This is a genomic window from Siccirubricoccus phaeus (genome assembly GCF_008360935.1).
GTDB classification, from domain to species: Bacteria; Pseudomonadota; Alphaproteobacteria; order Acetobacterales; family Acetobacteraceae; genus Siccirubricoccus; species Siccirubricoccus phaeus.
Genome location: NZ_SRXO01000001.1, coordinates 220,026 through 243,811, shown reverse-complemented (window position 1 = coordinate 243,811; position 23,786 = coordinate 220,026). Strand labels below are relative to the sequence as shown.

Annotated in this window: 22 protein-coding genes; 2 read left to right on the top strand and 20 right to left on the bottom strand. The window is 70.1% G+C overall.

Annotated features, from left to right (window positions below; translation table 11 throughout):
• Positions 1 to 157: 157 nt before the first annotated feature.
• Positions 158 to 1,462, top strand: coding sequence for an ATP-binding protein (locus E5N76_RS01080; protein ID WP_235907543.1), 1,305 nt, complete (start codon positions 158 to 160; stop codon positions 1,460 to 1,462).
• Positions 1,463 to 1,606: 144 nt separating this feature from the next.
• Here the strand turns inward: E5N76_RS01080 and E5N76_RS01075 are convergent, their stop codons facing one another.
• The 7 genes from E5N76_RS01075 to E5N76_RS01050 all read right to left on the bottom strand — a co-directional run bounded on the left by E5N76_RS01075 (position 1,607) and on the right by E5N76_RS01050 (position 7,799).
• On the bottom strand, positions 1,607 to 3,211 hold the full coding sequence (locus E5N76_RS01075; protein ID WP_149535447.1) for an MFS transporter: 1,605 nt from the start codon (positions 3,209 to 3,211) through the stop codon (positions 1,607 to 1,609).
• Positions 3,211 to 3,642 carry a DoxX family protein gene (locus E5N76_RS01070; RefSeq protein WP_149535446.1) on the bottom strand — a complete coding sequence of 144 codons (432 nt, stop codon included), beginning with the start codon at positions 3,640 to 3,642 and terminating at the stop codon, positions 3,211 to 3,213. Before E5N76_RS01070 ends, E5N76_RS01075 begins: the two co-directional genes overlap by 1 nt.
• 3 nt (positions 3,643 to 3,645) lie before the next feature.
• Positions 3,646 to 5,502, bottom strand: a complete 1,857-nt coding sequence (locus tag E5N76_RS01065; protein WP_149535445.1) for an amidohydrolase — start codon at positions 5,500 to 5,502, stop codon at positions 3,646 to 3,648.
• Positions 5,481 to 5,609 carry a hypothetical protein gene (locus E5N76_RS30895; protein WP_268921276.1) on the bottom strand — a complete coding sequence of 43 codons (129 nt, stop codon included), beginning with the start codon at positions 5,607 to 5,609 and terminating at the stop codon, positions 5,481 to 5,483. Before E5N76_RS30895 ends, E5N76_RS01065 begins: the two co-directional genes overlap by 22 nt.
• Entirely contained in the window at positions 5,609 to 5,875 is a 267-nt protein-coding gene (locus E5N76_RS01060; RefSeq protein WP_149535444.1) for a DUF1427 family protein, read from the bottom strand. The genes E5N76_RS30895 and E5N76_RS01060 overlap by 1 nt, the downstream gene beginning before the upstream one ends.
• Positions 5,876 to 6,088: 213 nt before the next feature.
• On the bottom strand, positions 6,089 to 6,742 hold the full coding sequence (locus E5N76_RS01055; RefSeq protein ID WP_149535443.1) for a hydrolase: 654 nt from the start codon (positions 6,740 to 6,742) through the stop codon (positions 6,089 to 6,091).
• A 148-nt stretch (positions 6,743 to 6,890) separates the two neighbouring features.
• On the bottom strand, positions 6,891 to 7,799 hold the full coding sequence (locus E5N76_RS01050) for a helix-turn-helix transcriptional regulator (protein WP_149535442.1): 909 nt from the start codon (positions 7,797 to 7,799) through the stop codon (positions 6,891 to 6,893).
• A 390-nt stretch (positions 7,800 to 8,189) separates the two neighbouring features.
• On the opposite strand from E5N76_RS01050, the gene E5N76_RS01045 reads away from it, so the two are divergent.
• On the top strand, positions 8,190 to 8,672 hold the full coding sequence (locus tag E5N76_RS01045; protein ID WP_149535441.1) for a hypothetical protein: 483 nt from the start codon (positions 8,190 to 8,192) through the stop codon (positions 8,670 to 8,672).
• Positions 8,673 to 8,711: 39 nt separating this feature from the next.
• On the opposite strand, the gene E5N76_RS01040 is transcribed toward E5N76_RS01045, so the two are convergent.
• The 13 genes from E5N76_RS01040 to E5N76_RS00980 all read right to left on the bottom strand — a co-directional run bounded on the left by E5N76_RS01040 (position 8,712) and on the right by E5N76_RS00980 (position 23,755).
• Positions 8,712 to 9,668, bottom strand: a complete 957-nt coding sequence (locus tag E5N76_RS01040) for a Bug family tripartite tricarboxylate transporter substrate binding protein (protein WP_187829898.1) — start codon at positions 9,666 to 9,668, stop codon at positions 8,712 to 8,714.
• A gap of 464 nt (positions 9,669 to 10,132) precedes the next feature.
• Positions 10,133 to 10,921, bottom strand: coding sequence for a cyclase family protein (locus tag E5N76_RS01035; protein WP_149535439.1), 789 nt, complete (start codon positions 10,919 to 10,921; stop codon positions 10,133 to 10,135).
• Between the two features lie 113 nt (positions 10,922 to 11,034).
• Positions 11,035 to 12,639, bottom strand: coding sequence for a flavin-containing monooxygenase (locus tag E5N76_RS01030; RefSeq protein WP_149535438.1), 1,605 nt, complete (start codon positions 12,637 to 12,639; stop codon positions 11,035 to 11,037).
• A gap of 449 nt (positions 12,640 to 13,088) precedes the next feature.
• Positions 13,089 to 13,988: an alpha/beta hydrolase gene (locus tag E5N76_RS01025; RefSeq protein ID WP_149535437.1), complete on the bottom strand. Its 900-nt coding sequence runs from the start codon at positions 13,986 to 13,988 to the stop codon at positions 13,089 to 13,091.
• 367 nt (positions 13,989 to 14,355) lie between these two features.
• Positions 14,356 to 15,351, bottom strand: coding sequence for a branched-chain amino acid ABC transporter permease (locus tag E5N76_RS01020; protein WP_149535436.1), 996 nt, complete (start codon positions 15,349 to 15,351; stop codon positions 14,356 to 14,358).
• 3 nt (positions 15,352 to 15,354) lie between these two features.
• Positions 15,355 to 16,239: a branched-chain amino acid ABC transporter permease gene (locus E5N76_RS01015; protein WP_149535435.1), complete on the bottom strand. Its 885-nt coding sequence runs from the start codon at positions 16,237 to 16,239 to the stop codon at positions 15,355 to 15,357.
• A 37-nt stretch (positions 16,240 to 16,276) separates the two neighbouring features.
• Entirely contained in the window at positions 16,277 to 17,503 is a 1,227-nt protein-coding gene (locus tag E5N76_RS01010) for an ABC transporter substrate-binding protein (RefSeq protein WP_149535434.1), read from the bottom strand.
• Positions 17,504 to 17,576: 73 nt separating this feature from the next.
• Complete coding sequence (locus tag E5N76_RS01005; protein ID WP_149535433.1) at positions 17,577 to 18,806, bottom strand: ABC transporter substrate-binding protein; 1,230 nt, start codon at positions 18,804 to 18,806, stop codon at positions 17,577 to 17,579.
• A 20-nt stretch (positions 18,807 to 18,826) separates the two neighbouring features.
• Positions 18,827 to 20,056 (bottom strand): ABC transporter substrate-binding protein, encoded by a 1,230-nt coding sequence (locus E5N76_RS01000; protein ID WP_149535432.1) that lies wholly within the window; start codon positions 20,054 to 20,056, stop codon positions 18,827 to 18,829.
• 56 nt (positions 20,057 to 20,112) lie between these two features.
• Positions 20,113 to 21,348 carry an ABC transporter substrate-binding protein gene (locus E5N76_RS00995; protein ID WP_149535431.1) on the bottom strand — a complete coding sequence of 412 codons (1,236 nt, stop codon included), beginning with the start codon at positions 21,346 to 21,348 and terminating at the stop codon, positions 20,113 to 20,115.
• Between the two features lie 49 nt (positions 21,349 to 21,397).
• On the bottom strand, positions 21,398 to 22,120 hold the full coding sequence (locus E5N76_RS00990; RefSeq protein ID WP_207791831.1) for an ABC transporter ATP-binding protein: 723 nt from the start codon (positions 22,118 to 22,120) through the stop codon (positions 21,398 to 21,400).
• A 25-nt stretch (positions 22,121 to 22,145) separates the two neighbouring features.
• Positions 22,146 to 22,928, bottom strand: a complete 783-nt coding sequence (locus E5N76_RS00985) for an ABC transporter ATP-binding protein (protein ID WP_149535429.1) — start codon at positions 22,926 to 22,928, stop codon at positions 22,146 to 22,148.
• Positions 22,929 to 23,173: 245 nt separating this feature from the next.
• Entirely contained in the window at positions 23,174 to 23,755 is a 582-nt protein-coding gene (locus E5N76_RS00980; RefSeq protein ID WP_149535428.1) for an amino acid synthesis family protein, read from the bottom strand.
• Positions 23,756 to 23,786: the final 31 nt, after the last annotated feature.

The window sequence follows — 23,786 nt, the reverse complement described above, 5'->3', positions numbered from 1 at the left end:
GCACGCGCCCGGCATGTATGTCAAGGCCAGGACCATGAGCGGCCGCGTCTGGGCCTGGTGGGGCGGCCGGCTCCAGGGACGGCAGGCGGACGATGCGGCCGAAGCGCCCGCCGCCCCGGCCAAGCGGGCCAGCCCGCCGCGCTGGCTGCGGGAGCTGATGCCGCGCGGCCTGCTCGGCCGCTCCGTCCTCATCATTCTCGGCCCCATCATCGTGCTGCAGCTCGTCGCGCTGCAGCTCTTCTACGGCGGGCATCTGGACGTCATCTCCCGCCGCCTCGCCGGCGGCGTCGCCGGCGACGTGGCGATGATCGTGGAGCTGCTGCGGCGCGAGCCGCCGGAGGACCGCGTCTGGATCTTCCGCGAGGCCGCCTGGCGCCTCGACCTCTCCCTGGCCTTCGAGCCGGGCGCGCGGCTGGCGCCGGTGGAGCGCCGCGCCAGCATGCCGCTGCTGCCGCTGGAGGAAGACCTGAACCACGCGCTGATGGAACGCGTGCAGCGTCCCTTCGACACGGATTGGCAGAGCGATCCGCGCAGCGTCATCATCCGGGTGCAGACGCCGGAAGGCGTCCTGCATGTGGAGGCGCCGCGCAAGCGCCTCTTCACCGCCACGCTCTATCTTTTCGTCATCTGGCTGGTCGGCTCCGCCTTGCTACTCTCGGCGGTGGCGGTGGTGTTCATGAAGAACCAGGTGCGCGCCATCCACCGCCTGGCGGTGGCGGCGGAGGCCTTCGGCCTCGGCCGCGACATCGGCAGCATCAAGCCGGAGGGCGCGGCCGAGGTGCGGCAGGCGGCGCTCGCCTTCAACCGCATGCAGGACCGCATCCGCCGCTTCGTCGGCCAGCGCACGGACATGCTGGCGGGCATCAGCCACGATCTCCGCACCCCGCTGACCCGCATGCGGCTGACCCTGGCCATGCTGCCGCGGCCGGCCGAGGTGGAGGAGGATCTCGCCGCCCTGACCGCGGATGTGGAGGAGATGGAGCGGATGGTCGCCGCCTATCTGGCCTTCGCCCGCGGCGAGGGCACGGAACAGGCGGCGCCGGCCGATCTGGTGGCGCTGGTGCAGGAGGTGGCGGCGAATGCCCGGCGCTCCGGCGCCGAGGTGGAGGTGACGGCGCCGGAGCGGCTGGAGATGAAGCTGCGGGCCGATGCGGTGCGGCGCTGCCTCGGCAATCTGCTGGACAATGCCAGGCGGCACGCGACGCGGATCCGGGTGACGGTGGAAACCGCGGCGCGCGGGGAGGGCACGCTCTGGGCGCAAGTGACGGTGGATGACGATGGGCCGGGCATTCCGGCGGAGGCGCGGGAGGCGGCGTTCCGGCCCTTCGCCTCCGGCGCGCCGGGGGGGACGGGGCTGGGCCTGGCCATCGCGCGGGACATCGTGCGGGCGCATGGGGGGGAGATTGCGCTGGAGGAGAGCCCGCTGGGCGGGCTGCGGGCCAGGTTCCGGCTGCCGGTGTAGGGCGCTTCGCGCCCCCGCCCCCCGGCAAAGTCGGCAGGTTGAACCGCAAACTCCCACCGGGGTCCGGGGAGGGGTCCCCTCCCCGGCGAGGGTGCAGGGGGCAGCGCCCCCTGCCTGGGGGTTTGGGCCCGGCGCCCCCCTTTCTCACACCCCCAGCAGATGCGTCACCACCGGCTTCTCCGGCCCGGCATGGAACCGCACCACCTCCGCCTGCAGATCGGCATCGGCCTGCGAGACGCGGCGGTGCTGGCGCAGATGCTCCGCCCAGCTTTCCACCATGAAGATCTCCACCAGCCGCTCCGGGTCCGCCGCATCCTCGCTGACCACCCAGAAGAAGGCGCCGTCCCGCCGCCGCTCCGGCGCCAGCCTGCCGATCGCCGCCAGGAAGGCGGCGCGGTCCGCCGCCCGCACCCGGTATTCGATGGTGACGGTCACCGGCCCGCGGTCATGCGCCACCGGCTCCGCCAGCGCCGGCTCCGGCCAGTGGGAGGAGGGGGTGAGGTCCGCCTCCCCTGCCGGCAGCGCCAGGCGCCGCGCCAGCAGCGCCACCGCCGCCAGCATCGCCGCGCCGATCAGCAGCGTGCCGCGCAGCCCTGCCAGCTCCGCCACCAGCCCCCAGGCCAGGCTGCCCAGGGCGGAGGCGCCGTTGAACACCATCAGGTAGATCGCCAGCCCCCGCCCCCGCACCCAATTGGGCAGGATGGCCTGGGCGGTGCCGTTCAGCGTGGTCAGCGCCGCGATCCAGGCGGCGCCGAGCGCCAGCAGCAGGACCACCGCCAGCGCCTGCGGCGGCCCCGCCGCCAGCAGCGCGGTGACGGCTGCGGCGCCGAGCGCGGCGCAGAGCATCACCCCGTCCGTATCCAGCTTCTTGCGCAGCCGCGGCAGCAGCACCGCGCCGAGGATGGCCCCTGCCCCGACCGCCGCCAGCAGCAGCCCGTAGAAGCCGGCATCGCCGCCGAGGAGCTGCCGCGCCACCAGCGGCAGCAGCGCCCAGACCACGCTGGCGCAGAGGAAGAACAGCGCCGCGCGCAGCAGCACCAGCCGCAGCTCCGCGCTGGCCCGGGCATAGCGCAGGCCGGCGCGGAAGGCGCCGCCGAATTCCTCGCGCAGCCCGTCCTCGGCCGCCGCCGGCCGGCGCCACCACAACAGGGCGGCGATCACCACCGCATAGCTCGCCACATCGGCGCCATAGGTGGTGGCGGCGCCGAAGGCCACCAGCAGTGCCCCGCCCACCGCCGGGCCGATGGCGCGGGCGATGTTGAAGCCCAGCGAGTTCAGCGCCACCGCATTGCGCAGATCCGGCTTCGGCACGAGCTCCGGCACGATGGATTGCCAGGCCGGCCCCATCAGCGCCGCGCCGATGCCGCCGAGGAAGGTGAGGCCGATCAGCAGCCCGACCGTCAGCGCCCCGGTCAGCGCGCAGAACATGAGCGCGGCGCTGACGCCGCCGAGCAGGATCTGCACCCCGACCAGCAGGCGGCGGCGATCGACGATATCCGTCAGCACGCCGGCCGGGATGGCCAGCAGGAAGACCGGCAGGGTGCCCGCCACCTGGATCATCGCGACGGCGGAGGGGGCGGCGGAGAGCTCCGTCACCAGCCAGCCGCTGGCGACGTCCCGCATGAAGGTGCCGGTATTGCCGAGGATGGTCGCCACCCAGAGCACGGCGAAGGCCGGCCGCTTCAGCGGCGAGAAGGCGGAGCGCCCGCCGCCCTCCGCCGGGCGGTGCGCCTGGGGCTCCGCCGCCATCAGGCCGCCGCCCGGGCGCTGGCGCGCTGCGCCAGGATGGCCGCCGCCAGCAGCCCGCCGATGATCGAGACATGCTCGAAGAAGATGTTCTGGTGCAGGAATCGCTCCGCCGCGGGCTTCGTCCAGAAGGCATGCGCCAGCAGCGTGGCGACGGCGGTGAAGCCCGCCAGCAGCGCGGCGCCGAGCCAGGCCCGGCGGCCGCCGAAGAGCAGCAGGGCGGCGCCGCCGAGCTGCGTCAGGATGACGAGGGCGGCGAAGAGCCAGGCCGGCTCCAGCCCCGCCAGGGCGCGCACCTCCGCCATGGCGCCGGCGAAATCCGCCAGCTTGGCGAGGCCGCTGAGCAGGAAGGGCAAGGCCACCGCCAGCCTGGCGAGGAAGCCGAACCAGGGCTGGTCCAGCAGGGCGGCGATGCGGTCGGCTGGGCTGGCCATGGGTCAGAAGGCCCAGCAGGAGCAGCCGAGGGCGCCCCAGAACCCGGCCTCGTCCCGCACCGGTATGTCGGCCGCCAGGGCCCGCGCATGGGCATGGCCATGCACCCCGCAGGGGCTGGCGCAGCCGCAGGCCACGCTGAAGGGCTGCGTGCTGGCCGCCGCCGCGCGCCGCTGGTAGCCGCCGAAGCTGCGCACCGGCGACCAGTCCGGCATGGCCGGCGGCAAAGGCGGCGCCAGCCCGGCGAAATCGCCCGCGCCATGCACCGGCTTGCCGCCCAGCAGGGTCAGCACGCTTTCGATGTCCTGGATCTCCGCCTCCGGCACCGCGAAATAGTCGCGGTCCAGCACCACCAGATCGGCCAGCTCGCCGGCGGCGATGCGGCCCTTCTTGCCCTGCTCCGTGGAGAACCAGGTATTCGCCTCGGTCCAGAGCCGCAGCGCCGTCTCCCTGTCCAGCCGGTTCTGCGGCGGATAGAGGCGGAACCCGCCCAGCGTCCGCCCCGTCACCAGCCAGGCGAGCGAGACCCAGGGGTTGTAGCTGGCAACACGGGTCGCATCCGTGCCGGCACCGACCGGCACCCCGGCGGACAGCATCCGGGCGATGGGCGGCGTGCGCTCCGCGGCCTGGGCGCCGTAGCGGGCGACGAAATCCTCGCCCTGGTACATCATGCGGTGCTGCACGGCGATGCCGCCGCCGAGCGCGGCGATGCGGTCGATATTGCGGTCGGTGATGGTCTCGCAATGGTCGAAGAACCAGTGCAGGCCGGTCAGCGGCACGTCGCGGTGCACCTTCTCGAACACGTCGAGGGCGCGGGAGATGGTCTCGTTGTAGGTCGCGTGCAGCCGCCAGGGCCAGCGACTCTCCGCCAGCAGCCGCACGACGGGTTCGAGGTCGGCTTCCATGCCCGGCGGCATGTCCGGCCGCTCCACGCGGAAATCCTCGAAATCGGCGGCGGTGTAGACCAGCATCTCGCCGGCGCCGTTGTGGCGGTAGAGATCGTCGCCCTGGCCCGGCTTCACCTGCTTCACCCAGCCGGCGAAGTCCGCCAGCTCCTGCTTCGGCTTCTGGGTGAAGAGGTTGTAGGCGATGCGCAGCGTCATCTCGCCATCTTCGTGCAGCTTCTCGATGATGGCGTAGTCGTCCGGGTAGTTCTGGTAGCCGCCGCCGGCATCGATGATGGTGGTGACGCCGAGGCGATTCATCTCCCGCATGAAGTGGCGGGTGGAGTTGAGCTGGTACTCCGGCGGCAGCTTCGGCCCCTTGGCCAGGGTCGCATAGAGGATGGTGGCGTTGGGCTTGGCCAGCAGCAGGCCGGTGGGGTTGCCGGCGGCGTCGCGCTGGATCTCGCCGCCGGGGAATTCCGGCGTGTCCCTGGTGTAGCCCACGGCGCGCAGCGCGGCGGCGTTCAGCAAGGCACGGTCATAGAGGTGGAGGATGAAGACCGGGGTGTCCGGCGCCACCGCGTTCAGCTCGTCCAGCGTCGGCAGGCGGCGTTCCGCGAATTGGTATTCGGTGAAGCCGCCGACCACGCGCACCCATTGCGGCGGCGGCGTGACTTCCACCTGGCGCTTCAGCATCTCCATCGCCTGGGCCAGGCTGCGCACCCCGTCCCAGCGCAGCTCCATATTGTAGTTCAGCCCGCCGCGGATGATGTGCATGTGGCTGTCGATCAGCCCCGGGATCACCCGCCGCCCGCCGAGGTCGAGGATCTGCGTCGCCGGGCTGGCGAGCGCCTGCATCTCCGCCGCCGTGCCGACGCCGAGGATGCGGCCGCCGGCGATCGCCACCGCTTCCGGCGCCGGGTTGGCGCGGTCCAGCGTGGTGAAGCGGCCATTGGTCAGAAGGAGTTCTGCTTGCATGGGCGGTTTCCCTGGCCGGAGGTCCGGGCGGCGGCGGGGCCGCCGAGGAGGCGGACGAAGGCGGCGGCGCTGCCGCCGAGCGCGGCCTGGCGGCGCGCCGGGCGCATCAGGTGGCGTCCTTGTCGGCGCCGGGGGCAGGCCGGCCCGGCAGGGCGCCGAAGACATGCTCGCCGCATTCGCGCTTCAGCCAGGAGAGGCTGAGCTGCTCGCCACCGAGCATGCGCTTCGCGATGGGCACGATCTGCTCCCCGGCCAGCATGCCGAGCAGCCCGAGCAGCGCCACCACCGGCGGCGCCGGCGAGCGCACGCCGAGCAGGCTGTAGATCACCCCCACCAGCACCCCGGCCCCGATGGCCGTCAGATAGGTCTGCATTCCGGATGTCCTGAAAGCTCGGGCATGCACTGCACGCCGGCACCGGACGGATGCCGCCATCAGCGCTGCCTGTTGTCCTTCCGCGGCTTTGCCGCGGAAGGCTGTGCGAGGCGTGGGCCACGGGGCTTGCATGGGCCCCATGGCGGCGCGCCAGCGCCCGCCTGGGGCGAAACCCGGGGCCCCCGCGAAGGCGCGAAGCGACTTCGTGGGGATCTAGTGTGCTTCCGAAGCGCCGAACATGGTCTTGGCGTAGATGATGCCGAGGCCATAGGCGCCGCCATAGAGCTTCGCGATCCCGGTCGTCAGCTCGTAGGTGCCGGTGCGCGCCCAGTCGCGCTGCAGCTCCAGCAGATATTGCAGCGAGGTCATCGGCCGCGCCCCCGCCTGCACCATGCGCTCCATGGCGCGCTCATGCGCTTCCTCCGAGACATCGCCGCAGGCATCGGCGATGACATAGACCTCGAAGCCCTGGTCCAGCGCCGACAGCGCCGGCCCGACGATGCAGACCGAGGTCCAGAGACCGGACAGCACGATGCGCCCCTTGCCGATCTCGTTCACCCGAGCAATCACCGCCTCGTCCTCCCAGGTGTTCATGGAGGTGCGGTCGAGCAACGTCTCCTCCGGGAAGGCCGCCGTGATCTCGGTGAACATCGGGCCGGAGAAGCTCTTCTCGGCTACGGTCGTCAGGATGGTGGAGACGCCGAAGCCGGCGGCCGCATGCGCCACCAGCGCGGCGTTGTTGCGCAGCGTGACGGCGTCGATCGACTTGGTCGCGAAGGACATCTGCGACTGGAAATCGATCATGACGAGGATGTGGTCATCGGGCTTCAGCAGCTTGGCGCCCGGCTTGGCGGATGCTTTCGGCATGGCTGTCTCTCCGGCGGTGTGTGGCCTCAGGCGGCGGGACCTTCCCCGCATCGCCCCTGCCGCGTCTTGTTCGAAAGGCGCGGTGGTTGAAGGATGGAGAGGTGGTGCACCGGCGGCGCCATCCCCGCCGCCGGCGCGCGGCGCCGCGCTATTGCCGGCGCCGCCAGCTTCCAGGGGCCATGCCCATCTGGCGGCTGAAGATGCGGGTGAAGTGGCTCTGGTCGGCGAAGCCGCAGGCCACCGCCACCTCGGCCAACGGCATGCGCGGGTCGCGCAGCAACTGCCGCGCCCGCTCCACCCGCTGCGCCAGCAGCCATTGATAGGGCGTCTGCCCCGTGGTCTGGCGGAAGGCGCGGATGAAATGGCTGCGGGAGAGGCGGCAGGCGGCGGCGACGTCGCCGATCAGCACGCCGCCGTCGAGCTGCGCCACCAGCAGCTCCTTCGCCAGCGCTTCCTGGGCGCGGGAGAGGCCGCGAATCCGGCTGGGCCGCGGCGTGCCGCCATGGTAGCGCCTGGCGATATGGCTCTGGATCGCCAGCGCCACCTGGTCGACGAAGAGCGCGCAGCCTTCGGCAGGTGCCGCCAGCACCGGCAGCAGCGCGCGGGCCAGATGCGGCAGCACCGGGTCGCGCTCGCCCGGGGTGCAGGCAAGCCCCTCGCTGCGCGCCAGGCCGGTCTCGGCACAGCCCTGCTGCATCGCCGCTTCGCTGATCTCCAGCAGCAGGAAGTCGAAGCCGTTCTCCATATCGGCCGCATAGGAATCGCCGAAGCTGCGGATGTAGATGCTGTCCGCGGCGAAGCCGTGCAGGGTGGAGGCCCTGGCGCGGAAGATCCGCCGGCGGTGCCCGCCTTCCAGCGCCACGCCGATCAGCAGCCCGCGGTCGCTGGGCGGCGTCGCCACCCGGCCGAGCTCCGTCCCGCTATGCCGCTTGCGGTAGAGGGTAAGGCCGGGGACGGCGAATTCCCGGTTCTCGGCAAAGCCGGCCAGGGTGCAGCCCAGGCTGTCCTGCCTGGGCGACGCGGTGGGCGGCGATATGCGGTCGACGCTCGTCGTCATGCCCTGTTCCCCGGCTGTGCCGTGCCAGGCCGGGCCGGAAGCGGCCCGCCGGCCGGTCGGTTCTTGCTGCCTGCTCCCCCGGCTCGGCGGTGCGCGGCCGCCGGCGGGCTGGTGTCCCGCCGGGCAAGGTCGGGCCTCGGCCGCATCCGGCCTTGCAGGATGTTCGCACGAATTGAAGCTTCCTGCCTTATCCAAATCGCCGTGTGCCGACGGCGAAAGGGCGCCCTGTCGCGGGGCGGACCCCTAGGCTGCCGGCCCGGGGCGGCGGCGGGGCCGGGGCGCGATCGCCACGCCCCGGGCGGGCGGCAACTTTCTACAAGACCGCAACGGTGAGGGACTGCAAAGGTAGCATCCCCGGGCCCGGGCCGGGCCGGAGGGAGAGCCACCGCCATGACCTATCTGTCTGCCATCACTCTGGTGCATACGGCGCTGAGCCTGGTCGCCATCCTGGTCGGGGTACCGGCCGTGGCCGGGCTGTTCCGCCCGGGCGGGGCGCCGGCGGCGCGCAGCGCCTTCCTCTGGACCGCCGGGCTGACCAGCGTGACGGGGTTCATGTTTCCCGATCTCAGCGTGACGCCGGCGGTCATCACCGGCGTGGTGGCGCTGCTGATCCTGGCGGCGACGCTGATCGCGGCGCGCAGCGCAGGGCCTTCCGCGCCGGCCAGGCGGGTCTTCGCGGCGGGGATGGTGGCGAGCCTCTATCTGCTGGTCTTCGTCGGGATCGCCCAGGCTTTCCAGAAGATCCCGGCGCTGCACGCCCTGGCGCCGACCGGTTCCGAGCCGGCCTTCGCGGTGGCGCAGCTTGCGGCGCTGGCGGGGTTCGTGCTGCTGGGGGTGCGGGCGACCAGGGCGGCGCGGCCGGCCTTGGCGTGATCCGGGGCTCTGCTCCTGCCCCCCGGACCCCGCCCTGAGTTAACCCTCCAGGGTGATGTGGGCGTCGTGGACGACCTTGCCCCAGCGCTCGGCTTCCGCCTTCAGGTAGTCCGCATAGCGGGCGGGGCCGTAGCCGAGCTGGCTGAAGCCGTTGGTCTTCAGCGTCTCGGCGAAATCGGCGGTGGCCAGCACCTCGGCCACGGCGGCATGCAGCGCTTCCGCCACCGGGCGCGGGGTGCCGGGGGCGGCGAGCAGGCCGATCCAGGCATCGGCGACCACGGGCATGCCGGCCTCCGCCATGGTCGGCACTTCCGGCACCAGCGGGAAGCGCTCGGCCGAGAGCACGGCCAGCATGGTGGAACGGGCGCGCTGCGGCTGGCCCACGGCGACCGGCACCACGGTGACATCCACCTGGTCCGCCGTGGCGGCGAGCATGGCCGGCCCCGCTCCGCCATAGGGGATGTGCGTCAGGTCCAGCCCGGCCGCCTGCTTCACCATCTCCCCTGCCGCATGGGAGACGGTCGCGACGCCGTAGGAGCCATAGGTGAGCGCCGGCTGCGCGCCACGCGCCTTTTCCAGGAATTGCTGAAGATTGGTGGTGCCGAGGCCGGGCCGCGCGATCAGCGCCATCACCACATTGGCGATGCCGGTGACGGGGACGAAGTCCGCCGCCCTGAAGGGCAGCCTGGGGTTGGCGGCCGGCATCACCGTATGGGTGTCGCAGGTGGCGAGGATCAGCGCATGGCCATCCGCCGGCGAGGCCAGGATGTTCTGGCTGGCGACGACGCCGACGCCGCCCGGCCGGTTCTCCACCACCAAAGGCTGGCCCAGCCGGTCGCCGAGGCGCTGGGAGATGAGGCGCGCCAGCATGTCCGTGGCGCCGCCCGGGGGGAAGGGCACGACGACGCGCACCGGGCGGTTGGGGCGCCAGGGGGCCTGGGCCAAAGCGGGCGTGGCGAGGGCAGCAAGCAGTAGGCTGCGACGGGTGGGCAGCATATGGGAGTTTCCCCGAATGTCGTTGCCGGGACGATGCGGTAGCGCAGGGCTTGGGTCAACGGTGCCGAGAGGGGGCTCTGCCCCTCTCTTCCGGGCATCGGACGCAGCGCGTCCGATCCCGCCAAAGGCCGCAGGGCCTTTGGCAACCATGAGTCTCGGACCCGTTGGCGAACGCCAAGCTCAAGGGTTCGAACGGGGTTGGATGCACTGCGTCCGACCGGCCCTTTGCGGGAAGAGTTCGAGAGGGGCGGAGCCGCTGCTAGAGCGGTTTCACGCTGACTGTGCAGCGCGAAACCGCTCTAGCTCATGGATGGTAGAGCAGCTTCACGCCTCCGGGCGATGCCGCCCTCCGGCGGTCTGCTCTAGAGCGGGATCGGTTGAGCTGCGCTCACCCGCCCCGCTCTAGCTCATTGTTCGATCGCGTGATTCACGGTTTCGGTGATTCGACCTCAACCGATCACGCTCTAATCGTCGATAATGGCGACGGCCCGCGTCCACCCCGCCGAGCCCCGATGCACCTTCACCGGGAAGCACACCACCTGAAAGCCATCCGCCGGCAGCACTTCCAGATTGTGCAGCTTCTCCAGATGCGAGTAGCCGATATCCCTGCCCGCCCGGTGCCCTTCCCAGATCAGGTCCGGGCTGCCGCCTTCGGCGATGCGGCGGCGGGTATGGCTGAAGGGCGCGTCCCAGGACCAGCCATCCGTCCCCACCAGCCGCACCCCGCGCTCCAGCAGCCAGAGCGTCGCCGCCTTGCCCATGCCGCAGCCGCGGTCGATGTAGTCATCCTCGCCGTAGCGCGCGCCGGCGGCGGTGTTCACCACCACGATCTCCAGCGGCTTCAGCGTATGGCCGATGCGCTGCAGCTCCGCCTCCACATCCGCCGGCTGCACCACGTAGCCATCCTCGAAATGCCGGAAATCCAGCTTCACCCCCGGCTGGTGGCACCATTCCAGCGGCACCTCGTCGATCCGCCAGGAGGGCTCGCCCCCCGGCTTGAGACGCTCGTTCATGCGGGAGAAATAGTGGTAGGGCGCGTCCAGATGGGTGCCGTTATGGGTGGAGATATCCGCCCGCTCCACCGCCGCATACTCGCCCTCCGGCAGGTCGGAGACCTTCACGCCCATATAGTCCGCCATGCGCGGCGCGGATTGGTGGTGGTCGATATACTCGATCTTCGGCTCCATCCCCGGCGGGTCGGATCTGATCCCGGCCTTCAGGGGCACGGAGATGTCGATGAAGCGGCGGGCCATGGCCTGTCCTCCCTTTGCTCGGGGCAGTTCGCCGGAGGGCCGCAGGGCCGGAGGCGAGACTCTGCTCCGCAATCGCTGGCCCCCAGGCTAGTCGGCCCCGCGCGCCCTGGCCATCACGCGAAGCGCAGCTCCCGGTAGCCCGCCGCCGCCACGCGCTCGGCGATGCGCCGGTATTTCACCGCCCCGCCGTAGTAGCCGAGGGTGCGCCGCACCTCCTCCCGCCCCGCGACATTGCGGTTCACCCCGGTCTGCCAGGAGGCCACCTGGCTGAACAGCAGGCCGGAGGCCGCCGCCTCCACATGCCGCGCCCAGTACTCCACCGCGTCCTCCCGCGCCTCCACCCGCCGGTGGCCATGCTCGCGCATGTAGCGGACGAGGCCGGTCAGCCAATCGACGATCTCCTCGATATTGCGCGGGATATTGCCGCGCGCGGTGTGGGGCCCGAGGACCATCAGCATGTTCGGGAACCCCTCCGCCAGCATGCCGAGGAAGGTACGCGGCGTGCCCTGCCAATCCTCCCTGAGGCTGCGCCCGCCCGGGCCGGTGATGGCCATGCGGTCATAGGGGCCGGTCACGCCGTCGAAGCCGGTGGCGTAGATCAGGATGTCGAATGCATGCTCCCGCGCGCTGGTCAGGATGCCGCGCGGGGTGATGCGCTCGATCGGCGTCTCGTTGATGTCAACCAGCGCGACGTTCGGCTGGTTGTACACCTCGTAATAGCCGCTCTCCAGCGGCAGGCGGCGGGTGCCGAAGCCGTGATTCTTCGGGATCAGCTTCTCCGCCGTGACGGGGTCCTTCACCCGTTCCCGGATCTTCTTCTTCGCCCATTCCGTCATGAGGGCGTTCGCCGCCGGGTCCACCAGCACGTCGCGGAAATTGCCGACCCAGATGCCGAAGCCCGGCTCGGCATAGAGCTTCTCCCAGAAGGCCTCGCGCTCCTCGGGCGAGACATCCAGCGCGCGGCGCGGATCGGCCTGATGGATGAAGCAGGTATCGGTCTGGCGGCAGCGCTCGAAGATCTCGGCATAGCTCGCCTTGATCTGCGCCTGCTCCTCCGGCGTGATCCGCCGGTTGTGCAGCGGCGCTGCCCAATTCGGCGTGCGCTGGAACACCGTGAGGTGCCCGACTTCCTTGGCGATGGTCTGGATGGTCTGGATCGCCGTCGCGCCAGTGCCGATGATGCCGACGCGCTTGCCCCGGAGATCCACCCCCTCCCGCGGCCAGCGGGCGGTGTGGAAGGCGGGGCCGGCGAAATCGTCGCGCCCCGGGATGTTCGGCAGGGTATAGGCGGACAGCGGCCCGAGCGCGGTGATGAGCAGGGGCGCGCTCGCCTCCTCGCCACTTTCCAGCGTGATGGTCCAGCGCGTCGCCGCCTCGTCCCAGGTGGCGGCGGTGACGCGGCTGTGGAATTGCATGTCCCGCCGCAAATCGAATTTGTCGGCGACATGGTTCAGGTAGCGGAGCGTGTCCGGCTGGGCGGCGAAATGCTCCGGCCATTCCCATTCCTGCAGCAGCTCCTGGCTGAAGGAATAGCCATAGGACCAGCTTTCGGAATCGAAGCGGGCGCCGGGATAGCGGTTCCAGTACCAGGTGCCGCCGACATCGCTGCCGGCCTCGAAGACCCGCGCGCGCATGCCGAGCTCCCGCAGCCGGTGGAGCTGGTACATGCCGGCAATGCCGGCGCCGATGATGATGGCCTCATAGCCTGGCTGCGCCATGGCGGGCGTCCTCGCTGCCTTTGGCGGGAGGTTAGCAGGCTATCGAAAGGGGAAGAAATGGGGGCTCCGCCCCCATGCCCCACCAGGGGCTCTGCCCCCGGGCCCCGCCCGCCGGGGCCAGGACCTGGTGTCCTGCCCGCGAAGGTCGCTGGACTTCCAGCGAACGCAGCAGACAAGCAGGCCACCGAAAACACAAGCTGGTGGCCCGAGAACGAAGTCCGCAGGGCTTCGGAATCGGGACACTAGAGCGGGATCGGTTGAGCTACGCTCACCCGCCCCGCTCTAGCTCATTGTTCGGTCGCGTGATTCACCGTTTCGGTCGATTCGACCTCAGCCGATCACGCTCTAGCCCCGGACCCCGGTCTGAGTTTCAGACCCGACGGTCGAACCGCAAACTCACACGGGGTCCGGGGGGTGCAGGAGGCAGCGCGCCCCGCCGAAGCCCCGGCTCACCGCAGCGCCACGCGCTGCGCCTCCCCTGCATGCCGGCGGATGAACCCCGCCATGTCATCCGCCACCGGCGCCAGGCTGGGCAGGCCGGGCAGCGACATCAGCAGGCCGATATGGCCAAGGCCGAAATAGATCTTCCACGCCGCCTCGCCCCCCGCCGCCCGCACCCGCCGGCCGAGCTGCCAGGCGTGGTACTGCCCGCCGACAATGTCGAAGCTGCCGGCCAGCAGCAGCAAGGGCGGCGCGCCGGGACGGGCGAAATTCTCCGGCATCAGCCTCTCCTGGTCCGTCACCCGGCCGAAGATGCCCTGCATCAGGAAGGGGTTGGCGGTGAAATGGTCCACATAGGGCCCGGCCAGGCCGATGCCCGCCCGTACCGCCCGCGCCGGCACCCCCGCCTGGCGCAGCCATTGCCCGTCCAGCGTCAGCATCACCGCCATATAGCCGCCGGCGGAATGCCCGGTGAGCACCACCCTCTCCGGGTCGCCGCCGAACTGCGCCGCTTCCCGCCGCATCCAGGCGGTGGCCGCGGCCGCATCCTCGAGGAAGGCGGGGAAGCGCCCCTCCGGGTACAGCCGGTAGTTCGGCACCGCCACCAGGAAGCCGCGGCGCGCCAGGGCACGGGCCAGGGTGCGGTTGGACAGCTCCGCCTTGTCGCCGATGTAGAAGGCGCCGTGATGGAAATACATCACCACCGGCGCCGGACCCTCGGCGCCAAGCGGACGGTAGATGTCCAGCACCTGCCGCTCCCCCTCGCCATAGCGCAGGTCGCGCTCGACGCCGATCTCGCCCTCGGCAGGCGGCAGCGGTTCCATGGGCGGCAGCCCGCCGCAGGCACCCAGCAGCAGAAGCAGGCCGAGCCAAAGGCCGGCCGGACGGAAATGGCGGATGATCCTCATGCGCGCGCTGCGCCCCCGGCCGGCCCCGCCGGAATGTCCGGGCAAGGGCGATAGGTGCCGGGAGATGGGCGTGGCAGCGCGCACAGGGCGGCAAGCCACCCGCGATCCTGGCGGCCGGCGCTGAGGCAGGATTAGGCGGGAAGAAGCTACGGAGAGGTGAAGGCCCGCCCCGCGGTTTGCATCAAAATGTAGGAGACCGGCCGGGGAGGCGCGAAGCCGGCATTGCGATCACGTCAGGCTTCCTCGCCCTGCGCCCCCGCCCCTTGCCCTGAAGCGGCCCTGCCGCTTCAGGCGGTGCGCGGCGCCGATCGCCCGGCGCCGCCCTGGGCCCCCCTTGGCGTTGCGCAGCAACGCCATGAGGAATACATCAGAGCTTCACCTTCAGCAGCCTGGCGATCTCCCCTACGATGCCGCGGCGGAAGGCGATCACGCAGGCGACGAAGATCACGCCCTGGATGACCGTCACCCAGGCACCCATCTCCGCCAGGTAATTCTGCATCGTCACGATGACCGCGGCGCCGACCAGCGGCCCGAACACCGTGCCGAGCCCGCCGACCAGCGTCATCAGCACCACCTCGCCCGACATCGCCCAGTGCACATCCGTCAGCGTCGCGATGCCGAAGACCAGCGACTTCGTCGCCCCCGCCACGCCGGCCAGCGTCGCGGAAAGGATGAAGGCCATCAGCTTGTAGTCATCCGTCCGGTAGCCAAGGGAGGTGGCGCGCGGCTCATTCTCCCGGATGCTCTTCAGCACCTGGCCGTAGGGCGAGTGGATGATGCGGTGGATCAGCAGGAAGCCGCCCAGGAAGACCGCCACCACCACCCAGTACATGTTCATGTCCCGGTCCAGCGGCAGCACGCCGAGGAGGTTGCCGCGCGGGATGGCCTGGATGCCGTCCTCGCCGCCGGTGAAGGGGGCCTGGACGCAGAAGAAATAGACCATCTGCGCCAGCGCCAGGGTGATCATGGCGAAGTAGATGCCCTGGCGGCGGATGGCGATCCACCCGGCCACCGCGCCGAGCGCCGCCGCCGTCGCCCCGCCGACGATGATGGAGAGCTCCGGCGTCAGCCCCCAGACCTTCGCGGCATGGCCCGCCAGGTAACCGCCCATGCCGAAATAGGCGGCGTGGCCGAAGCTCAGCAGCCCGACATAGCCGATCAGCAGGTTGAAGGCGCAGGCGAACAAGGCGAAGCAGAGCAGCTTCATCAGGAAGACCGGGTAGAGCACGAAGGGCGCCACCGCGAGGAAGACGACCAGCGCCCCGAGCGCGATGATCTGGGCGCGGGAGAAGCCCCACACCCCCTCCCCCGGCTTTTCCGAGGCGGCCAGCGCGCCGGCGGTGATGGTGGTATCGGACGCCATGGCTCAGGCCCTCCCGAACAGGCCGGCGGGACGTGCCAGCAGCACGATCGCCATGATGACGAAGATGACGGTGGCGGAGGCTTCGGGCCAGAAGACCTTGGTCAGCCCCTCCACCACGCCCAGGGTGAAGCCGGTGAGGATGGCGCCGAGGATCGAGCCCATCCCGCCGATGACGACGGTGGCGAAGACCACGATGATGAGGTTGGAGCCCATCTGCGGATTCACCGAATAGATCGGCGCCGCCAGCACGCCGCCGACGGCGGCGAGCGCCACGCCGAAGCCGTAGGTGAGCGTGACCATGCGCGGCACGTTCACCCCGAAGGCCTGGACCAGCGCGGCATTTTCCGTCGCGGCGCGGAGATAGGCGCCGAGCCGCGTCTTCTCGATGATCAGCCAGGTGGCGAGGCAGAGCACCAGGGCCGCGATCACCACCCAGCCGCGATAGACCGGCATGAACATGAAGCCGAGATCCCAGGCGCCGCTGAGCGCGTCCGGAATCCGGTAGGGCAGGCCGGAGGAGCCGAATTCGTTGCGGAACACGCCCTCGATGATCAGCGCCAGGCCGAAGGTCAGCAGCAGGCCATACAGGTGGTCCAGCTTGTAGAGCCTGGAGATGAGCAATCGCTCCAGGATGATGCCGGTGATGGCGATGATGATGGGCGCGAGCAGCAGCGCCCACCAATAGCCGATGCCGAACCAGGCGAGCAGCATCCAGGCGGCGAAGGCGCCCATCATGAACTGCGCGCCATGCGCCATGTTGACGATGTTGAGCAGGCCGAAGATCACCGCGAGGCCGAGCGAGAGCATGGCGTAGAAAGCGCCGTTGATCAGGCCGAGCAGCAACTGCCCGAAGAGCAGCGGCGCGGGTATGCCGAAGATGTCATCCATGCAGGTCGTCCCGATCCTTCGCGGTGAACATGAGGTCCTAGCTCCGTACCAGCGGGCAATTGCCCTCGGAGAGGGGGCGGAAGGCCTCCTCCGCCGGCGTGGTGGCCACCAGCTTGTAGAGGTCCCAGGGGTTGCGGGATTCCGCCGGCGTCTTGACCTGGAACAGGTAGCTGGGATGGATCTTGCGGCCATCGGCGCGGATCAGGCCGGGGCCGAAGGCGTCGTCATCCGTGGGCATGGCCTTCATCCGCGCCACGGCATCCGCGCCGCTGGCCTTGGCGGCGGCCACGCCCATATCGGCCACCGCCTTCAGGTAATGCAGCACCATGCCGTAGCAGCCGGCCGGCTCCATGGCCGGCGGGCGGTCCTGGTTCTTCGCCTTCACCCGCTGGGTCAGCGCCCGGGTGCGATCGTTCATGTCCCAGTAGAAGGGCTCGGTCAGCAGCAGCCCCTGGCCGCTCTCCAGGCCCAGCGCCTTCACATCCGGCAGGCCGATCAGCAGGGCGGCGATCTTCATCGAGCGCTGCAGGCCGAATTCCCGCGCGCCCTTGATGGCGTTCACCGTATCGGTGGAGGCGGTGGCAAGGCCCAGCACCTTGGCGCGGCTGGCCCGGGCCTGCACCACGAAGGCGGAGAAATCCGTCGTCGCCGGGAAGGGGAAGCGGACATTGCCCAGCACCGTGCCGCCCTGGGCCTTCACGAAATTGCCCGTGTCGCGTTCCAGCGCATGGCCGAAGGCGTAGTCGGCGGTGATGAAGAACCAGCTATCCCCGCCCGCCTTCACGATGGCGGCGCCGGTGGATTTCGCCAGCATGTAGGTGTCGTAGGTCCAATGCACCGTGTTCGGGCTGCAGATCGCGCCGGTCAGGTCGCTGGTGGCGGCGCCGGAATTCAGATGGACCTTGTTCTTCTCCCGCGCGATCTGATTGACCGCGAGGGCCACGGAGGAGGTGGGCAGATCCGCCACCACATCCACGCCCTGGTCGAGCCACTGCCGTGCGATATTGGCGCCGACATCCGGCTTGTTCTGGTGATCGGCCTGCAGCACTTCCACGTTGAAGCCGCGGCTGCCGAAATCCTGCACCGCCTGCTGGGTCAGCACCACGCTGCCCGGGCCGGAGCCGTCGCGATAGGGACCCGACATGTCGTTCATCACGCCGATGCGGATGGTCTGCGCCTGAGCCCGGGCGCGCCGCCGGGGCCAGGCCGTGCCGGCCGCCGCGGCTACGGCGGTGCCGAGCAAGTCTCTTCTCTGCAGGACCATCCGTTTCTCTCCCTTCCTCTTTGTTGGGGGCCGGGAGCCAGGCCCCGGGGCGCGCCCCGGGGCCCTTCCCGGCTCAGCTCCGGACGAGCGGGCAGCCGCCTTCATTCAGCGGGCGGTAGGCTTCCTCGGCCGGGGTGGTCTGGACGAGCTTGTAGTAGTCCCAGGGCGCACGGCTTTCTTCCGGCTTCTTCACCTCGAACAGGTAGCTGGGGCAGAGCTTGCGGCCATCCTCGCGGATGCGGCCGGGGCCGAAGGCGTCGTCATCGCAGGGCATCGCCTTCATGCGGTTCACCAGCTCGATGCCGGAGGCCTTGGCGGCCGGCACGCCCATATCCGCCACCGCCTTGAGGAAATGCAGCGTCGCCGAATAATCGGCGATGGAGGACATGTTCGGCTTCTGGTCCCTCAGCCGCGGCTGCAAGCGCTGGGTGATGGCGCGGGTGCGGTCGTTCAGGTCCCAGTAGAAGCTCTCGGTCAGCACCAGCCCCTGCGCGGTCTGCAGGCCGAGGGCATGGACGTCCGGCAGGAACATCAGCAGCGCCGCGAGCTTCACCCCGCGCCGCATCAGCCCGAATTCCGCCGCCTGCTTGATGCTGTTGATGGTGTCCGCGCCGGCATTGGCCAGGCCGATGACCTTGGCGCGGGAGGACTGCGCCTGCAACAGGAAGGAGGAGAAATCGGTGGTCGCCGGGAAGGGGTATTTCACGCTGCCCAGCACCTTGCCGCCGGCGGCGTTGATGAAGGCGGTGGTGTCGCGTTCCAGCGCGTGGCCGAAGGCGTAGTCGGCGGTGATGAAGTACCAGCTGTCGCCGCCCGCCTTCACCATGGCGCCGCCGGTGGATTTCGCCAGCATGTAGGTGTCGTACATCCAGTGCACGGTGTTCGGGCTGCACTGGCTGCCGGTGAGGTCCGAGGTGGCGGCGCCGCAATTGATGTAGGCCTTGTTCTTTTCCCGCGCCACCTGGTTCACCGCGAGGCCGACCGAGCTGGTGGGGACGTCGATGATGAGATCGACGCCCTGGTCGTACCATTGCCGGGCGATGTTGGCGCCGACATCGGGCTTGTTCTGGTGGTCGGCGAAGGTGACCTCGACGGCGAAGCCCTTGTTGCCGAATTCCTGCACCGCCTGGCGGGCGCATTCCACGCCATAGGGGCCGGAGATATCCCGGTAGGTGCCGGACTGGTCGTTCAGCACGCCAATGCGGATGGTGTTGGCCGCCTGGGCGCGGGTCAGGCGCGGCAGGGCGGGCACCAGCGTGGCACCAACGGAAGCGGCAAGCAGGCTACGTCGAGTGGCGGTCATGAGGCTTTCCTCTCGCAGTCTCAGCTGCGGACCAACGGACAGCCGCCTTCGGTGATTGGCCGGAAGGCCTCCTCCGCCGGCGTGGTCTGCAGCAATTTCAGGTAATCCCAGGGGGCTTTGCTCTCCGCCCGCGCCTTCACCTCGAACAGGAAGGAGGGGTGGATCTTGCGGCCATCGGCGCGGATCTGGCCGGGGCCGAAGCAGTCATCGTCGCAGGGCATCGCCTTCATGCGGTTGACCAGCTCCGTCCCGCTGGCCCGCGCGGCGGGCACGCCCATATCGGCCACCGCCTTCAGCGCATGCAGCACGGCGGAGTAATTCCCGGCATGGATGCAGTTCGGGTAGACATTGGCCAGCCGCGGCTTCACCCGGTTGAGGAAGGCGCGGCTGCGATCGTTCAGGTCCCAGTAGAAGCTTTCGGTCAGCACCAGCCCGGCGCCCTGCTCCAGCCCGATGGAATGGACATCGGTGATGAAGAGCAGCATGCAGGCCAGCTTCACGCCCCGCCGCGTGACGCCGAATTCCGCCGCCTGCTTCACGCAATTGATGGTGTCGAGGCCGGCATTGGCGAGGCCGATGACCTTCGGCCGCGTCGCCACCGCCTGCACCAGGAAGCTGCTGAAATCCGTGGTGCCCGGGAAGGGCGTGCGCACGCTGCCCAGCACCCGGCCGCCGCTGGCCCGCACCAGGGCGGAAGTGTCGCGCTCCAGCGCATGGCCGAAGGCATAGTCCGCGGTGATGAAGTACCAGCTGTCGCCGCCCGCCTTCACCATGGCGGCGCCGGTGGATTTGGCCAGCATGTAGGTGTCGTAGGCCCAGTGCACGGAATTCGGGCTGCATTGCGCCCCGGTGAGGTCGGCGGTGGCGGAGCCGACCTGCAGCACCGCCTTGTTCTTCTCCCGCGCCACCTGCTGCACGGCGAGGCCGACCGAGCTGGTCGGCACGTCGGCGATCAGGTCGATGCCCTGGTCGTACCATTGCCGCGCCAGGCTGACGCCGAGATCGGGCCGGTTCTGGTGGTCTGCCTCGATCACCTCGACATTGAAGCCCTGGGCGGCGAATTCCGCGACCGCCTGGCGGACGCAGATGACCGAGGTGGGGCCGGTATTGTCGCGGTAGGTGCCGGACATGTCGGTCAGCACGCCGATGCGATAGGTGTTGGCCGCCTGCGCGCGCGAAAGGCGCGGCAGGGAAGGCGCCAATGTCGTCACGGCCCCTGCGGCCAGCAGGCCGCGTCTCGTCGGTGTCATCTCGAACTGTCCCCCAATTATCGGGGGCCGGTGCTTGCTGCCCGGCCCTTCCATCCTCAGCTCCGCACGAAGGCGCAGCCGCCTTCGCTCATCGGCCGGAAGGCGTCCTCCCCCGGCGTGGTCTGCAGCAGCTTGTAGTAATCCCACTCGCCCCGGCTTTCCTCCGGCGACTTCACCTGGAAAAGATAGGCGGGGTGCAGCTTGCGGCCATCCTCGCGGATGCGGCCCGGGCCGAAGCAGTCATCGTCGCAGGGCATGGCCTTCATCCGCGCCACCGTCTCGGCGCCGCTGGCCTTGGCCGCGGCCACGCCCATATCGGCGGCGGCCTTCAGGTAGTGCAGCACCGCGGCATAGCCGCCGGCATGGTTCATGCAGAGCGGCACGCTGACCTGCGGCCGCATCTTCGCCTTGAAGGCGCGGGTGCGGTCATTCAGGTCCCAGTAGAAGGTCTCGGTGCAGATCAGCCCCTGCGCGGTGGAGAGGCCGATGGCATGCACGTCCGGCAGGAACATCAGCAGGGAGGCGAGGCGGATGCCGCGCCGCCCGAGGCCGAATTCCGAGGCCTGCTTGATGCAGTTCACGGTGTCGGAGCCGGCATTGGCCAGGCCGATCACCTTCGGCCTGGCGGCCACGGCCTGCACCAGGAAGCTGCTGAAATCCGTGGTGCCGGGGAAGGGGGTGCGCACCTGGCCCAGCACGCGGCCGCCCTGCGCCTTCACGAAATTCGCGGTGTCGCGTTCCAGCGCATGGCCGAAGGCGTAGTCGGCGGTGATGAAGAACCAGGCGTCGCCGCCCGCCTTCACCGTCGCGCCGCCGGTGCTGCGCGCCAGCATCCAGGTGTCGTAGGTCCAGTGCACCGTGTTGGGCGAGCAGGCGCGGCCGGTGAGATCGGAGGTGGCGGAGGAGGTGTTGAGGAAGACCTTGTTCTTCTCCCGCACGATGTCGTTCACGGCGAGGGCGACGGAGGAGGCGCCGCCATCCACCACCGCATCCACGCCGTCCCGGTCGATCCAGGTGCGGGTGACGTTGGAACCGACATCGGGCCGGTTCTGGTTGTCGGCGAAAACCACCTCGACATTCATGCCAGTGGCGTTGAACTCCGCCGCCGCCTGGCGAATGCAGGCGAGCTCGGTCGGCCCGGTCACGTCGCGGTAGGTGCCGGAGAAGTCGCAGAGCAGCGCCACCCTGATGGTGTTCGCCGCCTGCGCCTTCGCCCTTCGCCTGGTCCAGCCTGCCAGCACCGGCGCCGCGGCGGCGCCGGCGAGCAGACTCCTCCTCTCGATCATCGTCATCCCAGAGCCCTCCATCGCCGCCGCGTCTTCGCGCGGTCGGTCGTTCTTCTCAGACGCCCAGATATTCGTGCAGCCGGCCCATGGATGCGGCAAGCTCGGCATTCGGCACCATGTCCACCACGCGGCCATGCTCCATGACGTAGTGCCGGTCCGCGACGGTCTGGGCGAAGCGGAAATTCTGCTCCACCAGCAGCACGGTGAAGCCGCGCGCCTTCAGCTCCCGGATGGTGCGGCCAATCTGCTGCACGATGACGGGGGCGAGGCCTTCCGAGGGCTCGTCCAGCAGCAGCAGCTTGGCGCCGGTGCGGAGGATGCGGGCGATGGCCAGCATCTGCTGCTCGCCGCCCGAGAGCTTGGTGCCCTGGCTGCTTGCCCGTTCCTTGAGGTTCGGGAAGAGCTGGTAGATGGTCGGGATGTCCAGCCCGCCCGGCTGCACCACCGGCGGCAGCAGCAAATTCTCCGTCACGCTCAGGCTGGCGAAGATGCCGCGCTCCTCCGGGCAATAGGCGATGCCGGCGCGCGCGATCTTGTCGGAGCGCTCGCCGATCGTCTCCCGCCCGGCGAAGCGGATGCTGCCGGCGCGGCGGCCGACCAGCCCCATGATGGCGCGCAGCGTGGTGGTCTTGCCCGCGCCGTTGCGGCCGAGCAGGGTGACCACCTCGCCCTCGCGGATCTCCAGCGAGACGCCGTGCAGGATATGGCTCTCGCCATACCAGGCCTGGAGCCCGTTGATGGTGAGCAGCGCCTCGCCGGCAACGGCCGGCCGCGCCATGGCCGGGGTGTCTGCCACAGTGGTCTCAGCCATGGACGGCCACTCCCTCGGTCGCGGTATGGGCTTCGGAGCCGAGATAGGCGGCGATGACATCCGGGTTGCGGGCGACGCTCGCATAATCGCCTTCCGCGAGCACGCTGCCGCGCGCCAGCACGGTGATGGTGTCGCAGAGGCCGGAGACCACCTTCAAATTGTGCTCCACCAGCAGCACGGTACGCCCGGAGGAAACGCGCTTCACCAGCGCCACGATGCGGTCCACATCCTCATGCGTCATGCCGGCCGTCGGCTCGTCCAGCAGCAGCATGACGGGGTCGAGGGCCAGCGTCGTCGCGATCTCCAGCGCCCGCTTGCGGCCATAGGGCAGCTCGCCCGCCGTCAGGCCGGCATAGCCGGTGAGGCCGACATCCTCGAGCAGCGCCATCGCCCGGTCGTCATATTTCCGCAGCAGGGAATCGGAGCGCCAGAAATCGAAGCTGCCACCGCGGTCCCGCTGCAGCGCGACGCGCACATTCTCCAGCACCGAGAGATGCGGGAAGACGGCGGAGATCTGGAAGCTGCGCACCAGGCCGAGCCGGGCGACTTCCGCCGGCTTCATCCCGGTGATGTCGCGCCCGTCATAGCGAATGCTGCCGCGCGTCGGCTGCAGGAATTTCGTCAGCAGGTTGAAGCAGGTGGTCTTGCCGGCGCCGTTCGGCCCGATCAGCCCATGGATGCTGCCGCGGCGGATCTTCAGGGACACGTCGCTGACCGCGACGAAGCCCCGGAACTCCTTGGTCAGCCCTTCGGTTTCCAGAATGGTGTCTTGCACCCGGACGCTACTCCCCGCTGAAGCTAGCCTGAATGGCCATGTATTTCAGCAAGGTATGCCGGGGATGGGGACGGGATGCAAGGGTGTTGGCGGTGAATTCCACGCTTTTCACGCGGTGGATAGCGGGTGCCGCTTTGCGAAACCGCGACACGCCGCGACGGCCTGCAGCCAACACGGCGACGCGAGGGCGCGGCGCCCGGCCTAGCCGAAGCCGACTGCCCGGCGCCCTGCCCCGTGGCGCCGCGTCAGCGCAACCCGTCCTTGCCCTCGATCTCCGCGACGGTGAGGCCGCCGATGCGCGGCAATGGCCGCCCGCCCGTGGTCAGCGCCAGGCAGAGCAGGATCTCCCCGGCACGCGGCGCATCCGTCACGCGTGCCTCGATCGCGTCGAAGTGGCTGCGCACGAAGGCGGCATCCTTGTGCCCCAGCGGCACATCCACCGGCGTGCCCGGCCCGCCGGATTTCTTGGCGGAGGGGATCAGCGCCGGCCCCCTGCCCAGCGCCGCGCGCACCGGCGCGCCCATCTTCGGGTGCAGCAGCGCGGCGGCGTGTTCCAGCTCCCCCGCCTCCCCCACCACCGCGGCCTTGCCGAAGCTCTGCACCTGCTCGCCGGGGATGCCGAGGGCGGCGATGGCGCGGGCGGCGAGTAGCGCCCCCAGCTCCTCGCCCTGGGCGATCAGCTCCGAGAGGTCCTCGACATAGCGGCCGGCGAAGGGGTTCGCGATGACGGCGCAGGCAATGGCGCGGCGGATGGGCGGGATGTCGCGGCCCATCTCCCGCCGCGTCTCGTCCAGAAGGGTCACCAGCTTGCGGATGACGGCGGGCATCGTCTCTCTTTCTCCCCCCCTTTGGGCGCGC